General features: G+C 43.5%; 20 protein-coding genes. 7 read left to right on the top strand and 13 right to left on the bottom strand.

The features are described 5' to 3' along the window. Window positions 1-103: 103 nt before the first annotated feature. From JX304_RS08800 to JX304_RS08780, 5 genes are all read right to left on the bottom strand, one after another. Window positions 104-904 carry an energy-coupling factor ABC transporter ATP-binding protein gene (locus JX304_RS08800; RefSeq protein ID WP_205012151.1) on the bottom strand — a complete coding sequence of 267 codons (801 nt, stop codon included), beginning with the start codon at window positions 902-904 and terminating at the stop codon, window positions 104-106. Next, complete coding sequence (locus JX304_RS08795) at window positions 891-1,727, bottom strand: ABC transporter ATP-binding protein (protein WP_205012150.1); 837 nt, start codon at window positions 1,725-1,727, stop codon at window positions 891-893. Before JX304_RS08795 ends, JX304_RS08800 begins: the two co-directional genes overlap by 14 nt. Beyond that, window positions 1,703-2,494 (bottom strand): energy-coupling factor transporter transmembrane component T, encoded by a 792-nt coding sequence (locus JX304_RS08790; protein WP_205012222.1) that lies wholly within the window; start codon window positions 2,492-2,494, stop codon window positions 1,703-1,705. Before JX304_RS08790 ends, JX304_RS08795 begins: the two co-directional genes overlap by 25 nt. Next, window positions 2,494-3,096, bottom strand: a complete 603-nt coding sequence (locus JX304_RS08785) for an ECF transporter S component (protein ID WP_200772706.1) — start codon at window positions 3,094-3,096, stop codon at window positions 2,494-2,496. Before JX304_RS08785 ends, JX304_RS08790 begins: the two co-directional genes overlap by 1 nt. Before the next feature lie 626 nt (window positions 3,097-3,722). Beyond that, window positions 3,723-8,555 (bottom strand): Cna B-type domain-containing protein, encoded by a 4,833-nt coding sequence (locus JX304_RS08780; RefSeq protein WP_205012148.1) that lies wholly within the window; start codon window positions 8,553-8,555, stop codon window positions 3,723-3,725. 295 nt (window positions 8,556-8,850) lie between these two features. Here JX304_RS08780 and pabB point away from each other — a divergent pair, with 295 nt between their 5' ends. The 4 genes from pabB (at window position 8,851) to JX304_RS08760 (ending at window position 13,318) form a co-directional block, all read left to right on the top strand. Continuing rightward, complete coding sequence (gene pabB, locus JX304_RS08775; protein ID WP_205012146.1) at window positions 8,851-10,578, top strand: aminodeoxychorismate synthase component I; 1,728 nt, start codon at window positions 8,851-8,853, stop codon at window positions 10,576-10,578. Continuing rightward, window positions 10,578-11,222, top strand: a complete 645-nt coding sequence (locus JX304_RS08770) for an alpha/beta fold hydrolase (RefSeq protein WP_205012220.1) — start codon at window positions 10,578-10,580, stop codon at window positions 11,220-11,222. The genes pabB and JX304_RS08770 overlap by 1 nt, the downstream gene beginning before the upstream one ends. Window positions 11,223-11,602: 380 nt before the next feature. Continuing rightward, window positions 11,603-12,511 (top strand): ABC transporter ATP-binding protein, encoded by a 909-nt coding sequence (locus tag JX304_RS08765; RefSeq protein ID WP_205012144.1) that lies wholly within the window; start codon window positions 11,603-11,605, stop codon window positions 12,509-12,511. 54 nt (window positions 12,512-12,565) lie between these two features. After that, the gene (locus JX304_RS08760) at window positions 12,566-13,318 is read left to right on the top strand and encodes an ABC transporter permease (protein ID WP_205012142.1); all 753 of its coding nucleotides are present in this window, start codon (window positions 12,566-12,568) and stop codon (window positions 13,316-13,318) included. Between the two features lie 19 nt (window positions 13,319-13,337). Here the strand turns inward: JX304_RS08760 and JX304_RS08755 are convergent, their stop codons facing one another. Both JX304_RS08755 and JX304_RS08750 read right to left on the bottom strand, forming a co-directional pair. Further along, window positions 13,338-14,225 carry a sensor histidine kinase gene (locus JX304_RS08755; RefSeq protein WP_205012140.1) on the bottom strand — a complete coding sequence of 296 codons (888 nt, stop codon included), beginning with the start codon at window positions 14,223-14,225 and terminating at the stop codon, window positions 13,338-13,340. Beyond that, the gene (locus JX304_RS08750) at window positions 14,225-14,914 is read right to left on the bottom strand and encodes a response regulator transcription factor (RefSeq protein ID WP_205012139.1); all 690 of its coding nucleotides are present in this window, start codon (window positions 14,912-14,914) and stop codon (window positions 14,225-14,227) included. The genes JX304_RS08755 and JX304_RS08750 overlap by 1 nt, the downstream gene beginning before the upstream one ends. Before the next feature lie 204 nt (window positions 14,915-15,118). Here JX304_RS08750 and JX304_RS08745 point away from each other — a divergent pair, with 204 nt between their 5' ends. Continuing rightward, on the top strand, window positions 15,119-15,652 hold the full coding sequence (locus tag JX304_RS08745) for a hypothetical protein (protein ID WP_205012137.1): 534 nt from the start codon (window positions 15,119-15,121) through the stop codon (window positions 15,650-15,652). A 126-nt stretch (window positions 15,653-15,778) separates the two neighbouring features. Here JX304_RS08745 and JX304_RS08740 read toward each other — a convergent pair whose 3' ends face one another. From JX304_RS08740 to JX304_RS08715, 6 genes are all read right to left on the bottom strand, one after another. Continuing rightward, window positions 15,779-17,218 (bottom strand): 6-phospho-beta-glucosidase, encoded by a 1,440-nt coding sequence (locus tag JX304_RS08740; RefSeq protein ID WP_205012134.1) that lies wholly within the window; start codon window positions 17,216-17,218, stop codon window positions 15,779-15,781. A gap of 207 nt (window positions 17,219-17,425) precedes the next feature. Beyond that, a complete protein-coding gene (locus tag JX304_RS08735; protein WP_205012133.1) occupies window positions 17,426-17,773 on the bottom strand; it encodes a VOC family protein in 348 nt (115 codons plus the stop codon). 253 nt (window positions 17,774-18,026) lie between these two features. Further along, the gene (spxB, locus tag JX304_RS08730) at window positions 18,027-19,802 is read right to left on the bottom strand and encodes a pyruvate oxidase (RefSeq protein WP_205012132.1); all 1,776 of its coding nucleotides are present in this window, start codon (window positions 19,800-19,802) and stop codon (window positions 18,027-18,029) included. A 361-nt stretch (window positions 19,803-20,163) separates the two neighbouring features. Beyond that, the gene (locus JX304_RS08725) at window positions 20,164-22,386 is read right to left on the bottom strand and encodes a heavy metal translocating P-type ATPase (protein WP_239649427.1); all 2,223 of its coding nucleotides are present in this window, start codon (window positions 22,384-22,386) and stop codon (window positions 20,164-20,166) included. A gap of 10 nt (window positions 22,387-22,396) precedes the next feature. Further along, window positions 22,397-22,768, bottom strand: a complete 372-nt coding sequence (locus tag JX304_RS08720) for a cupredoxin domain-containing protein (protein ID WP_187538784.1) — start codon at window positions 22,766-22,768, stop codon at window positions 22,397-22,399. An 18-nt stretch (window positions 22,769-22,786) separates the two neighbouring features. Continuing rightward, window positions 22,787-23,182 (bottom strand): CopY/TcrY family copper transport repressor, encoded by a 396-nt coding sequence (locus tag JX304_RS08715; RefSeq protein ID WP_205012130.1) that lies wholly within the window; start codon window positions 23,180-23,182, stop codon window positions 22,787-22,789. A gap of 325 nt (window positions 23,183-23,507) precedes the next feature. Between JX304_RS08715 and JX304_RS08710 the strand changes: the two genes are divergently transcribed. Both JX304_RS08710 and JX304_RS08705 read left to right on the top strand, forming a co-directional pair. Further along, window positions 23,508-24,029, top strand: a complete 522-nt coding sequence (locus JX304_RS08710) for a hypothetical protein (protein WP_205012129.1) — start codon at window positions 23,508-23,510, stop codon at window positions 24,027-24,029. A gap of 51 nt (window positions 24,030-24,080) precedes the next feature. Then, window positions 24,081-24,713, top strand: a complete 633-nt coding sequence (locus JX304_RS08705; RefSeq protein WP_205012128.1) for a TipC family immunity protein — start codon at window positions 24,081-24,083, stop codon at window positions 24,711-24,713. Window positions 24,714-24,718: the final 5 nt, after the last annotated feature.

Below are 24,718 nucleotides of genomic sequence, written 5' to 3'. Positions count from 1 at the left end.
GATGATCATGAAACGTTATTAAACACAAAAGTCACCCATGTGAGTTCTTGCCAGAAGCTGAAGTTAATCCTTCAACCTGGAAAACCCGCAGAGGTGACTTTTTCTATACATCTCGATTTTTCTGGCAATAATCATTAACCGATAAATATGTCTGTGAATCACCCAGCGACTTCGCTATGTCCATAATCCGCGGTGGTAGTAATCCCACTCGCTGGACAAGTTCGTGATCGCTGAACAATTCCCGTGGACTGCCGGCGAAGCCAAACTTCCCGTGTTCCATAACATACACCGACTCAAACTCGGCGGCGACCCAATCCATGTCATGGGTGATGGTCACAACTTGGTGGCCCGAATCAGCCAACTGATGGAAAATTGCGGTCAACTTGCGCCGGCTTTCCCAATCAAGCGACATCATCGGCTCATCAAATAAATAAATCGTCGGATCCACTGCCAAAACTGTGGCAACGCTCAACAGCTTGCGTTCCGACAATGACAGGTCATATGGACTTTCAGCTGTTTTATCATCCAAGCCAACTCTTTTTAGAGCCGCTAAAGCCCGCCTCGTAATCGTGTCGTGGTCATCCATGATCTGCGCGACACTCCACTCCACCTCTCGTTGAACGGTCGGGTTGAAAAGCTGATCGTCAGGATTCTGAAAAGTAATCCCAACCTTCAGTAACTTTTCGACTGGTTTAAGATCATTAAAATTTTCTCCATCGATCTTAATCACACCGGTTTGTGGTGTCAGCAAGCCCGTCAACAATTTGAAGAGCGTTGATTTGCCGGCACCATTTTGGCCAACAATCGCCACCATCGGTTCGGCGAAGTGTTTGTCTTCAACATCCAAGCTAAAGGACCGTTCCGGATAAGTGAACGTCAGGTTGCTCAGTTCAATTGTGGACATAACGAACCTCCTTCAGATCAGCGTCATTCACCGGATACCGGCCATCAGCCAAGTGCCAATCCATTTTTTGAGCAAGTTGCTGGATTGTCGGGGCTGGAATCTGCCAGTCAGCTGCCAAATGATTAAACACCTCACCCGGACTGCCCTGGGCTACCATTTGACCCTCGTGCAGCACCCACACAACGTCGGCGACTTCGCACAAATCGTCAATTTCACTGGTGACAATGAAGACGGTCGTCTCTTTGACTTGGGCCAGCCATTGGAAAAATTGCCGGCGGCCAAGGGGATCCATCTGACTGGTCGGATCATCCATAATCAAAACAGCCGGATTAGCCACAATCGCCGTGGCAATTGCCAACCGCTGGATCTGACCACCGGAAAGGCTCTCAGGACGCAAATTCAGCTGTTCAATCAGCCCCATTTGCGTGGCAACTTCTTCAACCCGTTTTTGAATCAGTCCTTCAGCCATTCCCTGATTAATCAAGTCAAAAGCGATTTCATCGGCAACCGTGTCTGCCAACCCGCTTAGTTGGCCAGCTGGATTTTGCAGTACAACTCCATTCATGGCATTATAAACGGGCCAATTGTCGGACACTCGCTGGCCAAACATGTGCCAGTCGCCCTCAATCTCAGCAGACACAATTTTGGGAATGACCCCTGCCAGCACACGGCACAAAGTCGATTTGCCGGAGTGGCTATTCCCGATAATCCCAACCACCTGGCCGCTATGAACCTCCGCGTTAATCTGACGCAGTTGTGGTTGCTCAGTACCCGGATAACGGGTGGTCAAATTTTCAATTACAATCCGTTTATCTTCGTCCATATCTTCCACCCAATCAATAAAATTGCCAATCCAGTCAGACCAATGTGCAGCGTTCGCGACAGGCGATACACGCGCTGGGAGGTTCTGACAGTCCTGTTGAGATTATCAAAACCTCTCAGTTGGAGAGAAATCGACCGCGTCATCGATTGATCCAAGGTCTTAATCACCAATGGAATTAGAACCGGCAGGACTGACTTTAATTTCTGAATCAACGTTTTTTGCGGATTGGTTCCGCGAACTTTTTGTGCTTGCTGGATTTTCCGCATATTGCGCATCATTTCCGGCAAAATATAACACACCGACATCAGAACGTAGACGGTTTTATAAGACAATCCGGACCGTTCCAAATAGGCCGCGTTTTCTGAAATACTTGTGGTCACCATAAAAAAGCCACTGGTCAAAATAATCACCAATACTCGACAACCCAGAGTGGTGGCGTAAATCAGGCCTTCTTTGTAGAACGACACCCCAAGCACAGAAAACAGCACAGTTTGATTCCGACTGTAAAATAACCCTTGGATGATCAGCATGGTGCAAATCAGAAACAGGCTGAATCCCAGCGCCTTAAAGATGGTAGAACTCAATTTGGAAAATAACAATAGCAGTGTTGCGATAAGAATTAATCCGGCCTGAAGCAATAAATTCATACTAGCAAAGCTCAACAACGTCATGTCCAAGATGAACAAGAGCTTAGTAATCGGATCGATCACCTGGTACCACTTGAGCTTGACCCGTGGCGCTCCAGAATTCAATGTTTGATCAGTCATCATTTATCATCGCTAAAGAAGTGCATCATCCGCTTCGGCAGCTGACGATAGATGAAGAATGCCAGATAGGCCACGCAGACTTTATCCAAAATATCCAAGACAAACTCATCGATAAATGAGGCCAGCCACACTGGTGCATGATTGGCGACCATTACCGCAAACAATGAGTCACCCCAAGCGATACCGGTCTGACCACCCCAAAAGATGACGTTGAGTGGCGTTGAAATGACAGCTGAAACGATGGCAATAATAATAGCAGAAACAAATACTCGTCGCGCTGACGAGAACCACCCCTTGGCGTGCAAAACTCCGACAGCAATCCCAATTCCGATGCTGGTAATCGCATACACGGTTGAAATTGGCGATAAGGTCAGCCCATAGATCACATTGTTGATGAAACCACTGATGGCACCGGCAACTGGCCCAGCCAACATGCTGGCAAGAAAGGTTCCCAAAGACCCCAGCCAAACGGGCAACTTTAACCCCTCCGCCAAGGCTTTGGCAACATAGTTAATCCCCACGGCAGCGGGAATCAAAGTCATGGTGGCAGCACTTAACTTAAACTTCCACATACTGGTACGATGAATCGGTTCTGTTTTCATAGTCTTCTCCTTTTGTTTTTAAAGAGCCGTGTCTGTTTAGACTTTCGGACGCAACGCTCTAAAGATTTTTATGCTTGAACTGCCATCATTTTAGCAGAATCACCTTAGTCGACATCGGATCTTCTCCTTAAAAATACTTGTTCAACAGTTCACAATTAATCATACTCTCTTTCCCTAAAATGTCAAGGTTTTTCTGAATTTTTTTTAAAAATGTTCGGAAAATGAATTTCAACTACTCCCCTAACCCTGATAGGAAGGGTTGTAACTCCCATCATCCGATCATTTAAGGACAGAAGAAAAAACAAACACCATTTCTGGTGTTTGCTAGAACACAGACAAACTAATTTTAAGTCAAATAAGTTAAATAATTCTGCAAAGAAATAAAATGAGTTCTAATTTTAAAAATTAATCAATAATTTACCGAAACTTTCCGCCGTGAGAAAAGTGCTAGAAACACTATTGTTTCTAGCACCCGGAATAATTGAGACCTTAGGCTCAATTATTAGTCATGGAACTTCTACGAAGTTCGTTGACGTCCGTACTCACCTAAGGAAAGTTTTTAATATTACTTTTTCTTAAATCTGAAACAAACACCATTTCTGGTGTTTGCTTCATTTTAGGCTAGCTTATTTTTTCTTTTTCTTCAAAATATAAGCAGCGATACTTGCCAAGACAAAGGCTAATACAAGACTAATAATAGAGATGGTCGTACCTGTATTTGGTAAGAATCCTAAGATTTTGCCTGGTTTCTTAGGCTCTGGTTGGCTTGGCTTTTTCGGTTCAGGTTGGCCTGGTTTCTTCGGTTCAGATGAACTTGGCGGAGTTGGTTGTTTTGGATTTTCTTTTGGAACATGCTTGTTAGTAATCACCGCATTTCCTTTTTCATCCTCTACCTTACTTGCTTCATAGCCTTTTGGAAGATCTACTTCTTCCACACGATAGCTGATCACTTGGCCAGCTTTCTTTTCTGGCAACTTGCTGAAGGTGTGGGTCCACTTATTGTCCGCAGACAATTCAACCGGATCTCCAACTTTTTCATCATTTGCATACAATTGAACCTTGATGAATTTTGGACGGAGGCCATCTTGGTCATTGGCATCATCCCATTTCTTAGTGACTTTCACATCAGTAAGGGCTGGTTCATGCGTGTTGGTCAAGACAATAGTAGCTTGATCCTTATCATTTACCGATACCTTGTATCCATCTGGTACAGCAACTTCATTAACAGTATACCTAATCGCTTTTCCAGCAGCCTTGGCATCGAGGTTTTCAAATGCACCTTTCCAATCATTGGCTGCAGAAAGTTCTAGTACTTGGTCAGTAGGAAGGCCATCTTTGTACAATCGAACTTGAATGCTGGATGGGCGTAGACCATCTTGGTTATCAGCATCTTCCCACTTCTTGGTCACTTCTACTTTGGTCCTTTCTGGTTCGTGAGTATTGGTCACGACCACTTGACCTGGATTCGTTGCTTCGACGGCTTGAGTGTAGCCTTTTGGAACATCGATTTCTTTAACTGTATAGTTAATGACTTGGCCGGCTTTCTTCTCATCTAAGTCTGAGAAGGTATGGGTCCATTTGTTGTCTGCTGACAATTCAACCGCTTGACCAACTTTTTCATCCCCAGCATACAATTGAACCTGAATCGTTTTTGGACGGAGGCCATCTTGGTTATTGGCATCTTCCCAGTTTTTGGTAACAGTGAGGCTTGTCTTACCAGGTTTGTAGCTATTGGTGATCGTCGTTCCATCAATCTTAGTGGTGTAATTGTCCACTTTATCCTCAGTCACTGTGTAGACAACTTTTTGACCATCTTTATAGACTGGTAGGTCTGTGAAGGTATGAGTCCATTCATTTCCTTGACCAGCAAGATCGATTGCTTGCACTTCTTTTCCATTGGCTAAGAGGTGAACCTTGATAGTTGTAGGTCGAAGACCGTCTTGGTTATCGGCATCATCCCAGACTTTCTTGACGGTAACGGTCGTTGTCTCAGGAGTGCGTTTGTTGGTGATGGTTGCTTTTCCATCAGTGAAGCTGGCTTCTTCTGTATCAACCGTATAATGAGTTGGTACTTTCACTTCTTTGACCGTATAGGTATTGAGCTTGCCATTGCTGTCTTTATCCGGAAGGTTTGTAAAGTGGGCTTTCCAGTCTGTTGCAGCAGAGACAGCGACTGGTTTTCCTTGCGCTTTTCCATTCTTATAGAGTTGGAATTCGACACTTTCTGGACGAAGACCTTCTTGATTGTCTTGATCATCCCAAACTTTTGAAGCTTCAAGATCGATATACTTGATATCCGCTTCATTCGCGATTTCTAGAGGAAGGGCTTTTGAGCCGACAGCCTTACCATCCACCGTGACGTGGTAGATTTGCTTGTCTGCATCATAGGTCACAACCACTGCATGATCTGTTTCATCCAACTTGTAATTTGCAGGTGCTTGTGTTTCTTTGAGCGTATAGGTTCCTTCTGTCAAGGTACTAAATGAAAGTTCCCCGTTTTTATCAGAAGTAGCTGTCGCAACAACTGCACCATTTGCATCTGTCAAGGTAAATGTAGCACCTTCAAGGACTTTCTTCGGATCGTCCTTATCGACTTTCTTGACTTGGAAAGCAGCTGAGAAGATTTGTGCGGATACGGTATTCGATTCACGGTTTCCTTCGTGGCCTTTGGCCTTGTAACCAAATTGGTTATGGGCTTGGACGACACCTGAACGACCACCGTTGTCTTCATTATCTTTGGTGCGTTTTTGCATCAAGTCTTTGACGTCTTTGGTCAACTCAGTTGGGTTGACGACTGGGACACCAAAGTTTGCTTCGCTACGTGCTGGGATCGTCGTGTCTTTATTAGCCACAAACTTGATACCCGTCACTTGACTGTAGTCTGCTACAGCTGTCGTCCAGATATCTCTATCCGCAGCCTGCTCCATAGTGTCACTTGTGACGCTAGGGTCAGTCGTATAGTAGACTGTCCAGCCTTCAGGAGCAGATACAGGCCCACGGAGGCTAACCGTATATTCAGTCAAACGATTTGAACCATCTAGAGTATTGACATCATGTACTTTTGGTAGGGCATCGTAAACAATTCCGTCTTCGACTGGCTTGTCTGTATTGTTTTTAATGGTGATCTTGTAGTTAAAGGTTTCACCAGGTTTGAAGGTACGAGTAACTGTAGATGCATCGGATAGATCATCATTTTTGGCGATGTATTTGCGAGCATAGATCCCTTCTGCTGCGACAATGGTATAGTTTGATTGAGCATAAGGAATCTTATCGGTTGTTGAACCATTCCCGTTTAAGTCATAGACATCTTCGATAACTCGATCAGGGTTAGCATTTTCAAGATCGTGGATCCCGTTTCCTGCTACATAAAGCTTGTTGGTAAAGGTTCCACCGTCATCTTTCCCTTTTAATTTTGCATAGATAAATGGTAGACGAACTTGGCTATTATTTTCCAGAGACGCTTTAATAAACTCTTTTTGGTCCAAATGCATCACAATAGCAGATCGACCTGAATTGTGGTAATTTTCAACGACCTCGTAGCGCTTGAAGAATTTCATACCTCTATCTCCAGAGGGAAGGTATCTATCAAAATCTTTAAAATCGACATCCAAGGTATTGGGATCATAAAGATCGATTACCCGAAGATCGCCATAATTCTTATCAGGATCAAGAATAACTCTTGTTGCTACCAGACCGAAACGAATTGTCTTCCCATCTGTGTATTGGACATCGTTGTAATCGGTCGATTTTGAAATTTCAAAGCTTTCCTTCATAGGGATCAGGTTGAAAGTCCAATCCGCCGATTGATCTTTGGCAACATTTGACTGTGTTTTATAGGTCACACGGCCTGTGTTCTTGTAGACATTTTTGGTCGCGTCCATTTCATCGTAACGAGTTTTTTCTGGATCCTTGAAGCTTGTATAGCTATTGAGGCGAATTCCTTGACCAGATGAAAGGACAAAATCATCCTTCATTTCCATCCGCCAGCCTACAACCGTTCCATACTTGGTCAAATCAATTTGACCGTTTCCATCTTTATCTGCTTCTGACTGGATTTCTTTCGTACTACCATCTTCCATGGTCAGGATGATTCGTTTGACAATGGTATGGATTTGCTTTCCTATACCATAATTCCCTTCCAGCAGACGAGTATAATCGATCTTGGTAAACTTCAAGCGAGGGTCCACAGTCTCATCATAAAAGACGAAATTCTTCTGCGGTGCAACGGTATTGTTGGCATAACTTAAGATCCATTTATAATTAGCAGACTTGTATTCTGTTGCGTCATAAACATCCCCATCCGCCCGTTTAGCAAAGCTTCCGGCACCTTCAAGGTCACGTGAAGTCAAACGGAAAATAAGGGAGTCTTCCGCTGTAATATCTGGTTCTCCCGCTCCACGGTTGGCAGGAATTCCTACGATGCTACCAGTATTGGTCAAATCCTTACTAAGAACGTTCTCGAGGGTTTGATCTTTTTCTAAGACCAAATCAGGGAATTTCAAGTAGAGGTAACTTGTATCCTTGATTTTGGTCATAAATTCTTGATGATAAGCTGCTGGATTGTCATTTGCATCCGCCTTGAAAGTCTTCGTAACGGTACCATCTCCATTGTCTACCCAGCCTTCAGACTTAGCCGTATCGAGAACAGCTGTACGAGTCTTCCCGCTCTTATCTGTATAGGTTGGCAACTTATCAGTGATCGTTGCTGATTCTAACTGACGGTATTGACCACCGTATTGACCACGCATTCCGTCCAATTGGAAGGCAAATGGGACAGAAGTTGGTGTTTCAATATAGTTCTTTCCATCCGCACCTTTGACAATACCTGGCATTGCTTCCGCATAGTCCTTAGACATGGCTTCGTTCAAGTTTTGGTTGATGTACTTGGTGAAGCGATAGTCGTTGTACTTAGGCTTCCAAATGATATCATTAAGTGCCGTTTCTTGCCCATTGATGTTTAAGGTTCCTGTGATATCTAGCGAGTAATTCGTCGGTGGATACCCGATTGTAAACTTCCCGATAAAGGGCAAGGTCAACACTTCTGATTTTTGGTAATTTTTAAAGCGAAGGGTGACTAGATAGTCATCACCAACTTTTGTGACCGTTGGTTGATCATGCTCTGAGGCACTATTAAAGTCTGGCATACTGACTTCTCTGAGGTACTTACCTGGCACCTTCAAGTTAACAGTGACATCGTTAATGTCGGTTGTCAAATTTTTTGGGGTAATCTGGATATAGCCAGACATGGTATCCCCTGTAAAATAGGACATGCCACCTGGATGGTCTTGTTTGTCCCCGTACAAGAGGGTAACATCCAAAGCCCCATTATCTCCAACTGCTAGCTGGTTGGCAAAGGCAGTTACAGCCCCTTGACCAATCTGGCCTAGCATCATGAGAATCGTTAAAATGGCAAAACCTTTTTTCAAAAAGTTTTTCCATAATAAACTGATCTTCTTCATTGTTTATCTCCTTTAATTGTTGTCAGCCTACTAAATTAGGCGTTCTTACTAATTTTATCATAGATATTTTCTTTTAAAAATACATTTTTGAAATATAATTGTAACACGTCTGTAATATAGACATTTTTTATATTAATGTCTATATTACAAGTTGCCATTCGACCTGATTTCCCTTCCTTGCTATTCAAGGGCAAGAAAATAAAACAATGATAAGATGGTAAAATAAAAATAGGCTAAGCAAGGAATCTTGCATCCTGAGCTACCTTTTTTCCTCTATTTTTGATATACTCAAAGCATGCACAAACAAACGATTATTGATTTTAAAGAACTTGGATTGCGACATATTTTCACCAAGCCCATAAAAGAATTAAAAACCAGAGACATCGACCAAGTAGAGGCACTTCTAAGAGAGGTAGAAGCCTATCAGGAGGCTGGTTTTTATGCTGTTGGCTATGTCAGCTATGAAGCCGCTCCTGCTTTTGAGAAAAAATTAGCCGTCCACCCTGCACCCCTCATGGGAGAGTATCTCCTCTATTTTACTATCCACGAAGAGGTCGAAACCCTTCCATTTCCAGAGGACTACGGGGCTGTGGACCTTCCAGCCAATTGGAAGGAAGAGGTCGAGGCTCCTGCCTACCAAGAAGCCATCAAGACCATCCATCACCACATCCGCCAGGGAGACACCTACCAAGTCAACTACACCGTCCAGCTTTCTCAAGAGCTAAAGGTGGATCCTCTCGCCATCTACAACCGACTAGTGGTGGAGCAGAAGGCCCATTACAATGCTTTCATCCAGCACGATGATGTCGCTATCCTCTCCATTAGTCCTGAGCTCTTTTTTGAACAAGAAGATCGTCTATTGACCACGCGCCCCATGAAGGGAACGACTCGTCGCGGTCTCACTAACCAAGCGGATCTCAAAGAGGCAGCCTGGCTAGAAGCAGACCCCAAAAATCGGGCGGAAAACATGATGATTGTGGATCTCCTGCGCAATGACATGAATCGGATTTCGGAAATTGGAAGTGAGCAGGTGACCCGCCTCTGCCAGGTCGAGCAATACTCCACCGTTTGGCAGATGACGTCGACCATTGAAAGCCGCTTGCGCCCAGAAGTAGACCTAGTCCAAACCTTCCAGGCTCTCTTTCCTTGTGGATCGATCACAGGCGCACCGAAGATTTCTACTATGGAAATCATCCAACAGACAGAGATCGCTCCTCGAGGCGTCTACTGTGGCACGATTGGGATCCTTCTTCCAAGAGGGAAACGGATTTTTAATGTGGCCATCCGGACCCTTCAAATACAAGGCACCAAAGCTATCTATGGCGTTGGTGGTGGCATCACTTGGGATAGTACATGGGAAGGCGAATACCAGGAAACCAAGCAAAAGTCAGCTGTTCTCTACCGACAAGAGCCTCGATTTGAGCTCCTGACGACCGGTCGCATCCATCAAGGAGAGCTGACTTTCCTGGAGCAACACCTGACCCGTTTGAGAGAGGCCAGCCGCTACTTTGCCTATCCTTTTAATGAGCCAAAACTCCTGAAAGAACTTCAAGAACAACTCGTTCATGTAGATCCTAGCCTTGACTATCGTTGTCGAATCGCCTTGCAAAAAAATGGGATCATCCAGCTGACGATCACCGAGCTAACAGACTTGCCAGCTAGCTATCTGCAGGCCCAATTGACCGAACAAAAGCTTGATCTAGCAACTCCGTTTACCTATTTCAAGACTAGCCAGCGAGCTCATCTAGAAGCGAAGCATCACGAGCAGATCTTCTATCTGCCTGATGGCAGCCTGCTTGAAACGACCATTGGTAATCTCGTCCTTGAAATCAAGGGCAAGCTCTATACCCCACCAGCTCATCTTCCTTTATTAGATGGCATCTACCGGCGCCATCTTCTTGAGACCCAGCAGGTGGAAGAAAAACTCTTGACGCTGAAGGATTTAGCACTTGCTGACAGAGTCTATGCCTGCAATGCTCTCCGTGGTCTCTACGAGCTCGATTTTCAAGGAAAGGACTCATGATGAAACTCATTTTTTTACATGGACTAGGGCAGGACGTCCTCTCTTGGCAAGGGGTTCAGTATACTCTTTCTCCCTTGCACTCCAAAACTTTTGATATTTTCTCTCATCCAAGCGAAAGCTATCAGGAGGTCAAAGAAAGGCTGATAGAACGCCTCCAGCAGGAGTGCGAACCCTTTATTCTGGTAGGACTCTCACTAGGGGGTGTTCTCGCCCTTGATCTCTCTAATCAAGACTTCCCGCAACTCAAGGGATTAGTCCTTGCAGGGACACAATACAAACTCACCACCAATCCTCTCTATCGGCTGCAGATCCTTCTCTTTCGTCTGCTTCCCAAGCACTTCTTTGAAAAGCAAGATGCTAATAAACAACAGATGCTTCGAATCTTGACCGAATTAAAAGGACTCAATCTAACCGATACCGCTAAAGCTTGCCCTCTTCCCACCCTAGTCGTATGCGGAAGTAGAGACTGGGCCAATCGGACCTCTTCTAAGAAGTTGACAAAACTCCTGTCCAAAGGTCGCTATCAAGAAATCGCAGACGGAGGGCATCTACTCAATACAGAGAAACCCTATGAATTCGCGCAAGCCATCAAGGAGTTTGTTGGTGAATTTAAAGAGGCTAGCTTTAAAAACAGTTGCTCTTAATGTAGATAAAGTCTTTTTCATGTTACATAACGTAAAAAATCAAAAAATTTAAAGAAATGTTTATTTTCTAAAGTTACTCATGAATACCTTGAGGCTTTCCGCCGTGATAAAAGTCCTTGAAATAGTGATATTTCAAGGACTCGGGAGTTTTGAAACTTTAGGTTCAAAACTAAGTCATGGAACTTCTTCGAAGTTCGCTGACGTTCGTCCTCACTTAAGGAAAGCCTCTAGAAAACTTAAACTACAAGTAACGACTAACTTTTAAAAGGTTAGTCGTTTTTTTAGAAATATTTGAGAATTGCTTGATAGTTATTTGAAAAGCAAGCTGTATACTAAGAGTGTAAAGAAAACAACTAGTCATTTGGACGAAGGAGAAAAATATGGAAAAAGTATTAGAAATTTCCCATTTGAGTAAAAAATTTGGTCAACAATACGCCTTAAATGATGTGAATCTGAGCATTCGCAAAGGCGACGTCTACGGCCTGATCGGTAAGAACGGAGCTGGGAAAACCACCCTCATCAAAGTTATCACCCAGCTGATTCAAGAAACGGACGGAAGCGTCTCTCTCTTTGCTTCTACAAATCGCTCCCAGTGGACGCAAGCCCTGAAACGTGTCGGATCCGTCATTGAGAGCCCCGTGGCTCACAAGCATATGACCGCCTACCAAAACTTAGTCTACTATTGCAAGGCACGCCATATTCCGAATCCCGACCAGGTCATCAAAGAAACCTTGAACTATGTGGGCCTGAACAATACTGGGAAAAAGAAATTCCGTGATTTTTCACTGGGGATGAAACAACGGTTGGGAATTGCCATCGCGCTCATTGCCAAGCCCGACTTCCTCATTCTAGATGAACCCATCAATGGTCTCGATCCAGTCGGAATCAAGGAATTCCGTCAGATGATCAAGCGCCTCAACGATGAACTCGGCATGACCATCCTCATTTCCAGTCACATCCTCTCTGAACTCTATCTGGTTGCCAATCGCTTTGGTATTGTCGACCAAGGACGCCTAATCAAAGAAATTAGCAAGGCTGAATTCGAAGAGCAAGGTGAAGACTACATCATCCTCAAGACCAGCCAGCTAGCCCTTGCGAGTCAACTGATCCAGGATCAACTCCATCACCGTATCAAAGTCATCGATAAGGATGGAGAAATCCATGTCTTTGGCCAGACTCACGATATTAAAGTCATTGTCAAAGCTCTCGTTCAAGCAGATATTGATGTGGACGAAATCTACTATGCCCGCCAAGATCTGGAAAAATTCTTTACAGACTTGGTAGACTAGTCAACCCACCGTCTTGTATTACTTATCCCACACATTTCATTTAGGAGATTTATCATGTTGCATACCATTCAAGCAGATTTTTATAGACTTTTTCGCTCCAAAGGCTTTTGGATTACAGAAGCCATTCTCGTTCTCAATATCCTATCTGGAGTCATCTTTGGAGCTAGCGGACACGTTGGTGTCAATACGGAATCCAAATTACCCCAAGCGACAGAAGTTTGGACGGGCTTTAAAGCCTTGACCAACTACTCCTCCAGCATCAGTGTGACGATTCTCTTTACCATTATTGTCATCACCTTGGTCCTGGGAACAGACTTAACACAAAACTTATACAAGAATAGTCTGGCCTATGGCGTTTCTCGTGCCAGCTACTACTTTGCCAAAAGTGCCGTTGTTCTGACCATTGCTCTTTTCCAATTTCTTGTTTCTTATGGTCTCGTCTTCTTGATTGCGACCCTCTACAATGGACTTGGCACCATGCCAGAACACTTCTTCGCTCATTTTGGACTGACCCTTCTGATTCAGTTCCTCTCCACCTTGGCTTGGGTCAGCATTATTTCCTTCCTCCTTTACGCCAGCCAATCCATCACCTTGGCCTTCGTTGGCTACTTCGTTGGAAATATCTTCTTAAGCCTTCCTGCGCTCTTCTTTAAAGACATCGATATTTTCCACTATCTAAACTTGGAATTCCAATATTCCATGGTCCAAAGTACGACAGCAACAACCAACACCCTCTCGATTGCCCTTGGCTTCATCCTTGTTTTCGGCTTCTTGGGACTCGCTACCTTTAAACACAAAGATTTATAAAAAAAGGCTTGAGCACTGCTTAAGCCTTTTTTCTTAGTGTAATGGTTAAGATAAACCAGTCTGCCTCTGTCGCCAGTTGCAAGTCGCCCCCTAAGATCTCTACAAAATTTTGAATGATGTAGAGCCCCAAGCCAGAAGACTCTTCTGTATCCGATAGATTTTCTGAGTAGAATCGACTAGCCAGTTGGTCTAAGTGCTGAATCGGTTGTTGCACAATATTGCGCAGCTCGACCCGAATCTTCTCCTCATCAGAAGTCAGGATCAACCGCGCCTGATCCTTTCCATGCTTGAGAACATTGCTGAGCATATTTTGCAAGAGGCGCTCCCAAAGCTCCGGATCGGTAGCATAATGGAGATGTTCTTCTAACTCTACCTCTAAGGCAATCCCCGCCTCAGACAAGCTATCATAATACTGGAACAACTGCTGGGTTAGGACTTGGCTGAGATTAACGTCTGAAAGCCGAGGCTGAATGGCTCCCTCCATCAAGCGTCTGTATTCCAAGAGAGATTCCAAGCGTTTTGAGACGACTTGGAGATTGGAAGCAATTTTCTTCAGTTTTTCCTCTTCTTGCGTCCCGCTCTTGATAATTTGTTGGGTATAGCCCGAAGCAATGGTCAAAGGCGTCCGAATATCGTGAGCAATATTACTGATGGCCATATCCAAGGTCTTCTTCTCTTGAAAGGCAATCCGATTGGTCCGCTCGATTTGGTCAAAGAGATCACTGACCTGCTTGGTCAAGGCGACCAATTCTTTTTTTGAAACACGAGACGTTAACCTTACCCCACTCCCATTTTGGAGCTTCTTTTGGATTTGTTCTTGCAAATCCTCTAAGGAAGAAAGCAAGCGAACATAGCCCAGTCCCAAGAGAAGGACAAGGACGACTAAAACTAGAACCAATCCCCACATTACTGGTATCCTTTCAAGCGAACTCCCAAGCCCCAGACGGTTTCAATATAGTCCTCATCTGGATCAAGCTGAGCAATTTTCTTTCGGAGGTTGCTCAACTGGGCATTGAGCGTATTGTCTCCAGGCAGATATACTTCTTCCCAGACCGCCTCATACAATTCTTCTTTGGTAAAAATCTTCTTTGGATGCGCCAATAAAGTTTCAAAAATTTGAAATTCTTTTTTGCCCAATCGAAGTGTTTTTGCTCCAGACTCCAGTTCAAAGCTTTCTGGATTCAGGACTAGATTTTTAAAGGAAAGCTTTTGCGACGCTTGAGCTTCCTGTGCTACCGTCATTTGATTTCGCAGCTGCACCGTCACCCGAGCTGCCACTTCGTCCAGATTAAAGGGCTTGACGATATAATCATTGGCACCTGCAAGGAGATACTGACTAATGAGGTGTTTGTCTCCAAGAGCGGTCATCATGATGATCGGCACTTGACTCTGCAAACGGATCTCCTCCAGAACCTGATCGCCATTTTTCCCAGGAAGCATGATATCGAGAAGAACCAAATCAATGGCTTCTTGCTGGAAAAGCCGCAGCCCTTCTGTACCTGAAAAAGCCTGAAGGACTTCATGGTCTTCACTTAAGAGACTATACAAAATTTCTTGGATATCACTATTATCCTCAATTAATAAAACCCGTGCCACTTGCCTCACTCCTTTTTTCCTTTGAACTCCAAATCATTTCTATTCCTCTAGCCTATCAAATAAAGGGACCTTCGTCAATGAAAATCTGATAAAATCCTATAGTACCCCTACAATTCTGCATGTTAGGTCACCACAAGATGAACTTGACTATCCTTTCTTTCAAAGGGTATAATAGGACCAATGACAAAATAGGGAGACCAGTTTATGAAAAATAATGCTAAAACTAAAATCAGCCTTGTATCCATCCTCGTCATCCTGGGCGTTGCTGCAAGAATGATGCGAGTCATCCACCACCAGCAAATCAGGGAGCAAAACAGACAAACCATTCAAACGACTAAAAAGGTTGCAGAGTTTCAGAAAACACTAGACGAGGAAGAAACGAAGAAACGGAACGAAAACTTCAACAAGATTTATAATGAATCCCTTGTTCAGAATAAGTTTGAGCAGTGGCAAAAAGTCGATGAACTTCATGGTTTGGGACAAAGAACTGGGCAATTTTATATCTATAACTTTGAAAAAAAAGAAGAGATTCTCTTAGAGAATACTGATCAAGCATTTGTTCTACCTATTCGAGACAAGAGTCATAACGTCACATTTCAGGCTATCTTTGCCCACAAGGACGGTCAGTGGCACATCATGAAACCAGACGGAAGTTCGCAGTTGCAACTAGGAGAAGCTAGCATTACCGCTGAATCTAAGTTTGTCATCGAAAACAATGTCTTAGATTACGACCAGTAAATCAGTAAGGACTTGCCTTAACTACATACAAAAAGCTTAGGACCCCAACTTGTGGTTGGAATTCTAAGCTTTTTAGTTTGCTGCCAGAGAGTCATCCAGAAGATGGTTTAGCTCTAGAGGAGACTTTTAATTAACAGAAGCTCCATTGGTCGCAATGACTTCTTTGTACCAATAGAAGGATTTCTTGCGCGACCGGGCTAAGGTTCCTTTTCCTTCATTGTCCCGATCAACATAGATGAAGCCGTAGCGCTTCTTCATTTCTCCAGTCCCGGCAGAGACCAGGTCAATACAGCCCCAAGTCGTATAGCCCCAGAGGACGACGCCGTCTTCATAGATGGCATCTCTCATGGCCTTGACATGGGCGGCCAGGTAGTCAATCCGGTAATCATCAGCTACATAGCCATTTTCATCTGGAGTATCCACTGCTCCAAGCCCATTTTCCACGATAAACATTGGCTTTTGATAACGATCCCAGATGGTATTGAGGGTAATGCGGAGACCAAGAGGGTCAATCTGCCAGCCCCATTCCGAGCTTTCTAGGTAGGGATTTTTCAGAGAGGCAAAGATATTGCCCGCTGTTTTTTCGTTTTCAGCTGGATCACCCGAAGCGACCCGACTAGCATAGTAGGAGAAGGAAATAAAGTCCACCGTATGTTCTTTCAACAACTGCAGATCCTGTTCGGTCATCTCAACTGTGATTCCCTGACGCTCCCACTCTTTCTTGGCATAGTTTGGGTATTCCCCACGCGCCTGCACATCGATGAAGAAATAGTTCTTACGGTCTTCTTCTAGACCAGCCCAGACATCTCGCGGAGCACAGGTATGGGGATAGTTTTGCCCTGCTGCCAGCATACAGCCAACCTTGTTGTTCGGATCAATCTCATGGGCCAGCTTAGTGGCAATGGCTGAAGCAACCAACTCATGGTGAGCCGCCTGGTATTTGACTTGTTCCTCATTCTCCCCTTCTTCAAAGCAGAGGCCCGCTCCCATAAAAGGTGCATGAAGGATCATATTGATCTCATTAAAGGTCAGCCAGTAGTTGACCAAGCCCTTGTAACGAGTGAAGAGCGTTCTGCAGAGACGTTCATAAAAGTCCAACATCTTGCGGTTACGCCAGCCTCCATACTCAGTAATCAAATGCATGGGGCAGTCAAAGTGGGTAATGGTCACCAAGGGCTCAATGCCATACTTGTGACATTCCTTAAAGAGATCTTCATAGAACTGGAGACCCGCTTCGTTTGGTTCCAATTCATCTCCTTGTGGGAAAATCCGTGACCAGGCAATGGACAAGCGATAGGTTTTAAAGCCCATTTCTCCAAAGAGCGCAATATCTTCCTTGTAGCGGTGGTACATATCAATACCATCTTGAGCCGGGTAAAAATAGCCCTCTTCAAAGTCGAACATCTTTTTCTGACCCGTAATAATCGCATGACGATCAGGCCCAATCGGTACCACATCCACATTGGCCAAGCCACGGCCATCTTCCTTATAAGCCCCCTCACACTGGTTGGCAGCCGTCGCCCCACCCCAAAGGAAACCATCTGGAAATTGAAGTTTATCGGTCATCTCTCTACCTCACTTGATTTGATAGTTCTATTATATCCCTCTTTAACCCGAAAGTCTTACAAGATCCTAGGAAAAACTGATACTATTCTAAGAAAACTCCTATACATGCGCAACAGAAAAAGACCGGATGGCTCCGATCTTTTAATAGTTCATATTCTCATATTCTGTTTTAAGAATCATTATGGTTAACTTCAAATGACTAGCGTCCTATTTCATACGATAAAAATCAATGACTAGACCAGCAGGGCCTTCAACTAATAGGGATTCGGTTCCCCAATCAGTTACAACTGGCCCATGTAAAATCTCAATCCCTAATTCTTTCAAACGCTTTTGATTCTGTTCCAAATCTTCAACTTCAATGTGTAGGATGATTCCTGACTGAAAATTTTCCAGAGGTATCAAATGGCTTTGTGAGAACATAAGACAGTGACTGCCAATCGTGAACTGAGCAAAACCATCATCAACATAGTCCGCCTTTTTATCCAAGATATGCTCCAATTCAGCACAGACTTGAGGAACATTTGAAACGATGATATCCAATTGATTTAAATTCATTTACTATCCTCCAGAAAAAGACCGAATAACTCCGGTCTTTTATGTTTCTCTCTAAGAAAATCAAAGAATAAACAAGGCGGAACCAAGTTTGATGGCAAATCCTTGCTCATCAAACTACGAAAAATCCTTTGGGACTTTTTCTAGGCTCCGCACTAGATTCCATCATTGAAAATTACAGTTTCAATGATGGAATCGTCGGCAGCAACCTAATAAAGAAGTCTACAAATTTATCTTTGATTTTCGACGAGAGGAATTATTTGATTGCGCGTGATTGCAATCCTTCTTCTTCCAAGAAGAGGCGGAATGGTACGAGTTCTTCTGCTTCGTATTTTTCCTTGAAGGCTTTGATGGCTTCTTCTGAGTGTTGTTTTGGATCCAACTCAAGTACTTCTACTGGAAGTGGACGGTGTTGTGTGATGCGAGCATCGATCACAACTGTCTTACCTTCTTTGTTGAGTTTCACAGCTTCTGCAACGACTGCATCGATATCTTCGATACGGTCAACTGTAAATCCAACAGCTCCTTGAGCTTCAGCGATTTTCGCATAGTCAGCATTTGTGAAGTCACAACCAAACAAGTGTTTGTTTGTGTCTTCGTATTTGTCCTTGATGAAGGCATATTTACCATTTGAGAAGACAACGTTGATAACTGGAAGGTCGTATTGAACGTTTGTGATCACGTCTGGGTAGCACATGTTGAATGCACCGTCACCCATGATGTTCCATACTTGGCGATCTGGATTGTCTTTCTTAGCAGCGATACCACCAGGAAGGGCAATACCCATTGTCGCAAAGAGTGGAGATGTACGCCACATGTTCTTAGGTGTCATGTGAAGGTGACGAGTAGATGTTTGAGTAGTGTCACCTACGTCGATTGAATAGATAGCGTCTTGATCAGCATGTTTGTTGATTGCATTGTAAACTTGATACAATTGCAATTCACCCTCAGTTTTACCTTCGAGTTTGTTCATGTAATCACGCCAGTTTTGGTTGTTCTTCACGTTTGCACGCCACCATGGAGTAGATTCAACTGGGTTCACTTTGTCGAGGATCGCTTGTGCTGCTTGACCTGCGTCACCAAGGATTGAAGCGTCAAGGGCGTGACGTTTACCAAGTTTGTAAGGGTCAATATCCACTTGGATGAATTTTTCAGTGTTCTTGAAGGCTTCGTAAACTTCAGCAAATGGGAAGTTTGAACCAAGGAAAAGAACTGTGTCTGCTTCAAAGACCACTTCGTTGGCTGGCTTCCAACCAACACGGTAAGCAGAACCTGTCAACCCTTCGTAGTTCCATTCGAAAGCTTCGAAGTTTTTACCAGTCGTAATGATTGGTGCTTTGATTTTACGAGACAATTCAGTGATGACATCACCAGCACCAACTCCACCGAAACCAGCATAGATCACTGGGCGTTCCGCATTGTTCAAGATTTCAACTGCTTTGTCAATTTCAGTTTCGTTCAAAGCAGGAGCGATGAAGCGGCGTTCGTATGAACCTGAACCGTAGTATGAGTTTTCGTCGATTTCTTGGAAACCGAAGTTTACTGGGATTTCAACAACAGCTGGACCTTTTTTAGAAACGGCAGCACGGCAAGCTTCGTCAATGACTTTTGGCAATTGTTCTGCGTAAGCTACACGTTTGTTGTAAACAGCGATACCGTTGTACATTGGGTTTTGGTTCAATTCTTGGAAGGCATCCAAGTTCAACTCATTCACTGGACGTGATCCAAGAATCGCAAGGAATGGAGTGTTATCCATCGCTGCATCGTAAACACCATTGATCAAGTGAGTCGCACCAGGTCCACCTGAACCAACTGCAACCCCGATAGAGCCGCCAAATTTAGCTTGCATAACCGCTGCAAGAGCACCAGTTTCTTCGTGACGAACTTGCAAGAAGCGGATATCTTTGTCTTCAGCCAAAGCATCCATCAATGAGCTAAGTGTTCCTGATGGGATTCCGTAGATCGTGTCTACGCCCCATGTTTTCAATACGTTCAACATTGCTGCAGATGCAGTAATTTTCCCTTGAGTCATTCTAACTCTCCTTTATTTCTAATTTGATCCTGAAAAATGAAGCACAGCGCTTCTACTTCATCTTTGCGATCAAAGCTCGTCTTGAAAATGAATTTATTCTGACTATTCTCATGAAAACGATTTACAAAACGATTACAGTACTAATTTATCACAAAGAGATTCACATGTATAAGGATCTGCTCAGAGATGCTCAATCCCTATTACATAACAGATGCCGAATTTGATAAATTTTCACAAACTATCTTATAATAGGATATTTTGTTATAAAATATATGCTTCCGTTTTCCCTTGTGGCTGTAAGAAAAGATAAAAAAGTGGTACAGAATCTTAAATGAATTCTGTACCACTTTTTTTGTTGAGTCTAATCAATTTTCACAACATTGAGAAGCAGAGAGCTAGTCAAAACAGACAAAGAACTAAGGGCCATGGCAAGACCTGCTAGTTCTGGATTGAGGGTCAATCCCAGTCCTACAAAGACTCCGGCAGCAATTGGAAGCCCAAGAATATTGTAGATAGAGGCCCAGAAGAGATTGAGTAAGATCCTGCGGAAGGTCTTTTGACTCATGTCAAAGGCGCGCACAACGCCAAGCAAATCATTTTGCGTGAGCACGATGCCACCGGACTCGATCGCAATATCCGTTCCAGATCCCATAGCGATCCCCACATCTGCGATCGAAAGAGCAGGAGCATCATTGATACCATCTCCAACGAAGGCTACCTTACTGCTTTCTTGCAGTTTTTGGATGGCGCTAGCTTTTTCTTGAGGAAGGACATCAGCAATGACGGTGTCAATTCCCACTTGCTTAGCAATAGCTTGGGCCACCCGTTCATTATCCCCCGTTAACATGACCGTTTTCAAGCCCCGTTCTTTGAGCTTTTTGATCGCTTCTTTTGAGCTGGCCTTCGGAGCATCTTGAATGGCAATCAAGCCAATCACTTGCCCATCCACAGACAAACTGATAACAGTTTTGGCCTGCTCTTGCAACTCTACCATCCGTTTTTCAAGCTCCGGATCCATCGCTGTCCCGTCATGAAGTTTGCCATTTCCCAAGGTCACCAACTGCTGGTCGATCTGACCTTGGACCCCTTTTCCTTCAATCGCTTGGAAGTTTTCCACAGGGGATAACACCAAACCTTTTTCTTCTGCTTGGGATAACACCGCTTGGGCTAGTGGATGTTCTGAAAAAGTTTCAAGACTAGCAGCCAGTGTCAAGACACGCGCTTCATCTCCTACAACATCGGTTACAAGTGGTTGGCCAATGGTAATAGTCCCTGTCTTATCAAACACAACGGTTTGAATCTTTTGCACTTCTTGAAGAACTGTTCCATTTTTAATCAGAACCCCCATCTTGGCACTACGGCCGGTTCCGACCATCAGAGCTGTTGGGGTTGCTAAACCAAGGGCACAAGGACAGGCAATAATGAGGACAGAGACTGCATAGAGCATGGCCTCTTGAAGCGATGCGCCCAGAAGCACGGACCAAACCCAGAAAGTCGCAATGGCCAAAATCGTCACCACTGGAACAAAGATACCTGAAATCTTATCCGTCAAATCTTGAATAGGAGCACGACTGGATTGGGCCATTTTGACAAAGTCCACAATTTGAGATAAGAGGGTCTCACTACCGACTTTTTCAGCCTTAAAGAGAATGGTCCCATTGCTGTTGATAGTGGAGCCGATAACTGCATCACCAACTGATTTTTCCACAGGCAAGCTTTCACCTGTCACCATCGACTCATCAATGGTCGTACTTCCTTCTACAATCGTCCCATCAACCGCAATCTTTTCCCCAGGACGGACACGAATCAAGTCATCAATTTGGATATCTTCTGCCGCCACCTCGACATAGTTCCCATCACGGAGAACTTGAGCCGTTTTTGCCTGCAAATCCAACAACTTTTCCACAGCCTCGGAGGCATTGTTACGCATCCGTTCTTCAAAGATTTGCCCTAAGAGGATAAAGAAGATGATAAAACCCGCAGCCTCAAAGTATACTGGCTGACCAGTAAAAAGTGCAAATACACTATAGACATAGGCTACCAGGGTTCCAAGAGCTACCAAGGTATCCATATTGGAATGGTGCTTCTTAAATGAGGCCCAGGCACTCTTGATAAAAGGTACTCCTGCTACCAACATGATCGGCGTTGTCGCTATAAAGTTTCCCCAGCGATTGACTGGATGGGATACAAGTCCTGCCCACATCCCGATCATCAAGATCAATAAAGGAAGGGTAAAGATACTAGTAATCCAAAAGCGACCCAGTAAACTTAAGACACGACGGCGTTTTTCCACAACCGTGTAGGAACCCTTTTGCATCTTCATTCCACATGAAAACTCAAAGTCCCCTGTTTCTGTCGGGGTAAAGGATATCACCTTATCCACACCGACTTCCAAAGGCTCTAAAATCCCTTGATCTTCAAATAAAATCTCCTTGTAACAGCCGGATGGATTGATCCGATGGAAGGTGATTTCAGCAGGGATCCCTTTTTGAAGTTGAAATTCTTTGGGACTATAGCCCTTTTCTGCTGTAATACGGATCTTTTGCACTCCGTTTTCCACAACTGCTTTTTGTTTTTCTACCATACCTACTCCTTTATTCCACAATCATTTGACCATGCATCATGTTCATTCCACATGAAAACCCATATTCGCCCGCTTTTTCTGGCGTAATTTCAATGACATGTTTTTCACCTAAAGGCAAATCTTCATGAACGCCAAAATCCGGAAAGATCACTTGAGCCAGACATGAAGATGGATCCTTGCGATGAAAGATGATCCGAGCTGGAACATTCTTTTTCAGGACAATGGTTTCAGGCGAATAGCCCCCCATGACTTCGACTTCAATTTCTTGATAACCTGATTTCTGACGAGCTTGGCCGCTGACCTTTTCATGCTCTGCAAAGAACCACCAAGCAATAAAAGCAACCCCAAGTAAACAAACAATACTAATTAACAATCCAAACATTGAAATTCCTTCTTTCTATTACATACAATTGCAAGGGACTGTTTCAACAGCCTCTGCTTTCTTTTCTTCCAGGACCTGCTGCAGCTGATTAAGATCTGCAAGCGTAAAGTCACTCGCCTGAATCAAGTTTTCAAGCACCTGGACAATTCTTTTTGAGCAAACCTTGTCTTTCACCTCCTCAACCACCAAGTCTAAACTCTGGTTCTGCTTCAACAAAGCCGAGTAGACAAAGGCTTTGCCAGATTTTTCTCTGGTCAGACAGCCTTTCTCCACCAAGCGCGTCAAGAGGGTCTTGATGGTCGACTTCGACCAGTCAAAGCGCTCGGACAAGACGGCGATCAAATCCGTGCTGGTCTGCTTGCCTTCCATCCAGATAATCTTCATGATGCGCCATTCCGCATTGGAAATTTGCATGACCTCTCCTTTCTAAATCTACATTTGTAAATCTTATGATGCTATTTTACACCTGAGATTTACATTTGTCAACAAAAAGTTTTAAAAAAAACAAATCTTCAAAGGAAGATTTGTCTGGTTGGGCTTTTTGCTATATCATTCGTATCTCTTCTACATGGAATTTAGAAGGGATTTTCGGAAGATTCTTGAAGTGAATACAAATATAATTATTTCAAAATGGGACAAATTATGATATAAGTTTATTAATGGGCAATATGGAGACAATGAAGGTGATGCGGTGGCAATTCAAGATGGTATGGATGATTATAAGAAAGAAAACAATTAAATGATAACACCATTGATATTTATAGTAACACTCATTCTACTTCTACGTCGTTTTAAAAGCAAGCGTTCTAGAATGATCATTGGATTATTATATGCTTCATTTGCGGTTTGGTTTGTTTATTCGATCCTTACTTATGGGAGCTATACACTCCAGCCTGGTCAAAGTGTTCAATTGAAAGTTTATCCTAATACGGACCAGGTAGAGTATAGCTCGGAATTGATTTTAGAAAAGAAGGATGATCAAAAAATCAAATTATCTGGAATGACTGTTTGGTCTGAACAATTTGGTGATGTGTTATTTGAAGTAGAAGGACATAAGGTCGTGAAGATAGGTGATACTGAAAATGGTTCTAAGGAGATTCCTAACAATCAGCAGGATATTCAATTGGTAGAAGATGGGATTGTGGTTACCTACCTAGGTGAAAAAGTTTTTGATGTCACGAATAATAAGAAATTCACCATCACCATCACCAATGTAGACGATAAGCCATCCCACTTTAAAGCGCGAGTAGTGGATCGGTAAACGGAGAGATCCGTAATTTGCCAGAACAGTTGACACGTGAGATAAGAAAAAATGAAGAAGAAATTACTAATTTCACTGTTTATAGTCTTGTGCCTATCCTTTTCTGGTTTTCAGTACTATAAGCATCAGCGGATTCACAATATTTTTGATGAAATATACTATGAAGAAAGTGATTATCATAATTATACTTTTCTCTGGAATGGTCGAGCTTTTTATCAGTTAAAAGGTTTAAAAATTGTCGATAATGGATCTCAAGAAATTTCCATTCATTCTATTGATTATGAAAGTGAAGATTTACCAAATGATATTCAATTTCTAGGTTATTATTTTTATTTTGGATTTCAAAGGATGACGAAAGTTGGGGTAGAAATGCGTTTGAGAATTCCAGATACAGAGACAACTATAAATGTAGAGTACCTGTACGATGTAAACAATCAACAATTAGAACGCTTTATGTGGTATCAGGATGAGAAACATGTGAGATATTATCATCAGTCTCAAGTGGAAGCATTTCTTACGAAACATGGAAAGACTGTTGAAGACATTCGCAAGGAAGCAGATGACGTACTCCGTAATAAAGTCCTGAAAGATTGGACCTCCATCTACTCTAGTCGCTTTAGCCCAAAGAACTGGGGCGATGTGACTGTCAAGGATATTTGGAGAGAGGATTTATCTAGAAACTAGAAAAT

It is taken from the genome of Streptococcus parasanguinis, from assembly GCF_901875555.1.
Classification (GTDB): domain Bacteria; phylum Bacillota; class Bacilli; order Lactobacillales; family Streptococcaceae; genus Streptococcus; species Streptococcus parasanguinis_H.
This window is presented reverse-complemented; position numbering and strand designations above follow the sequence as displayed.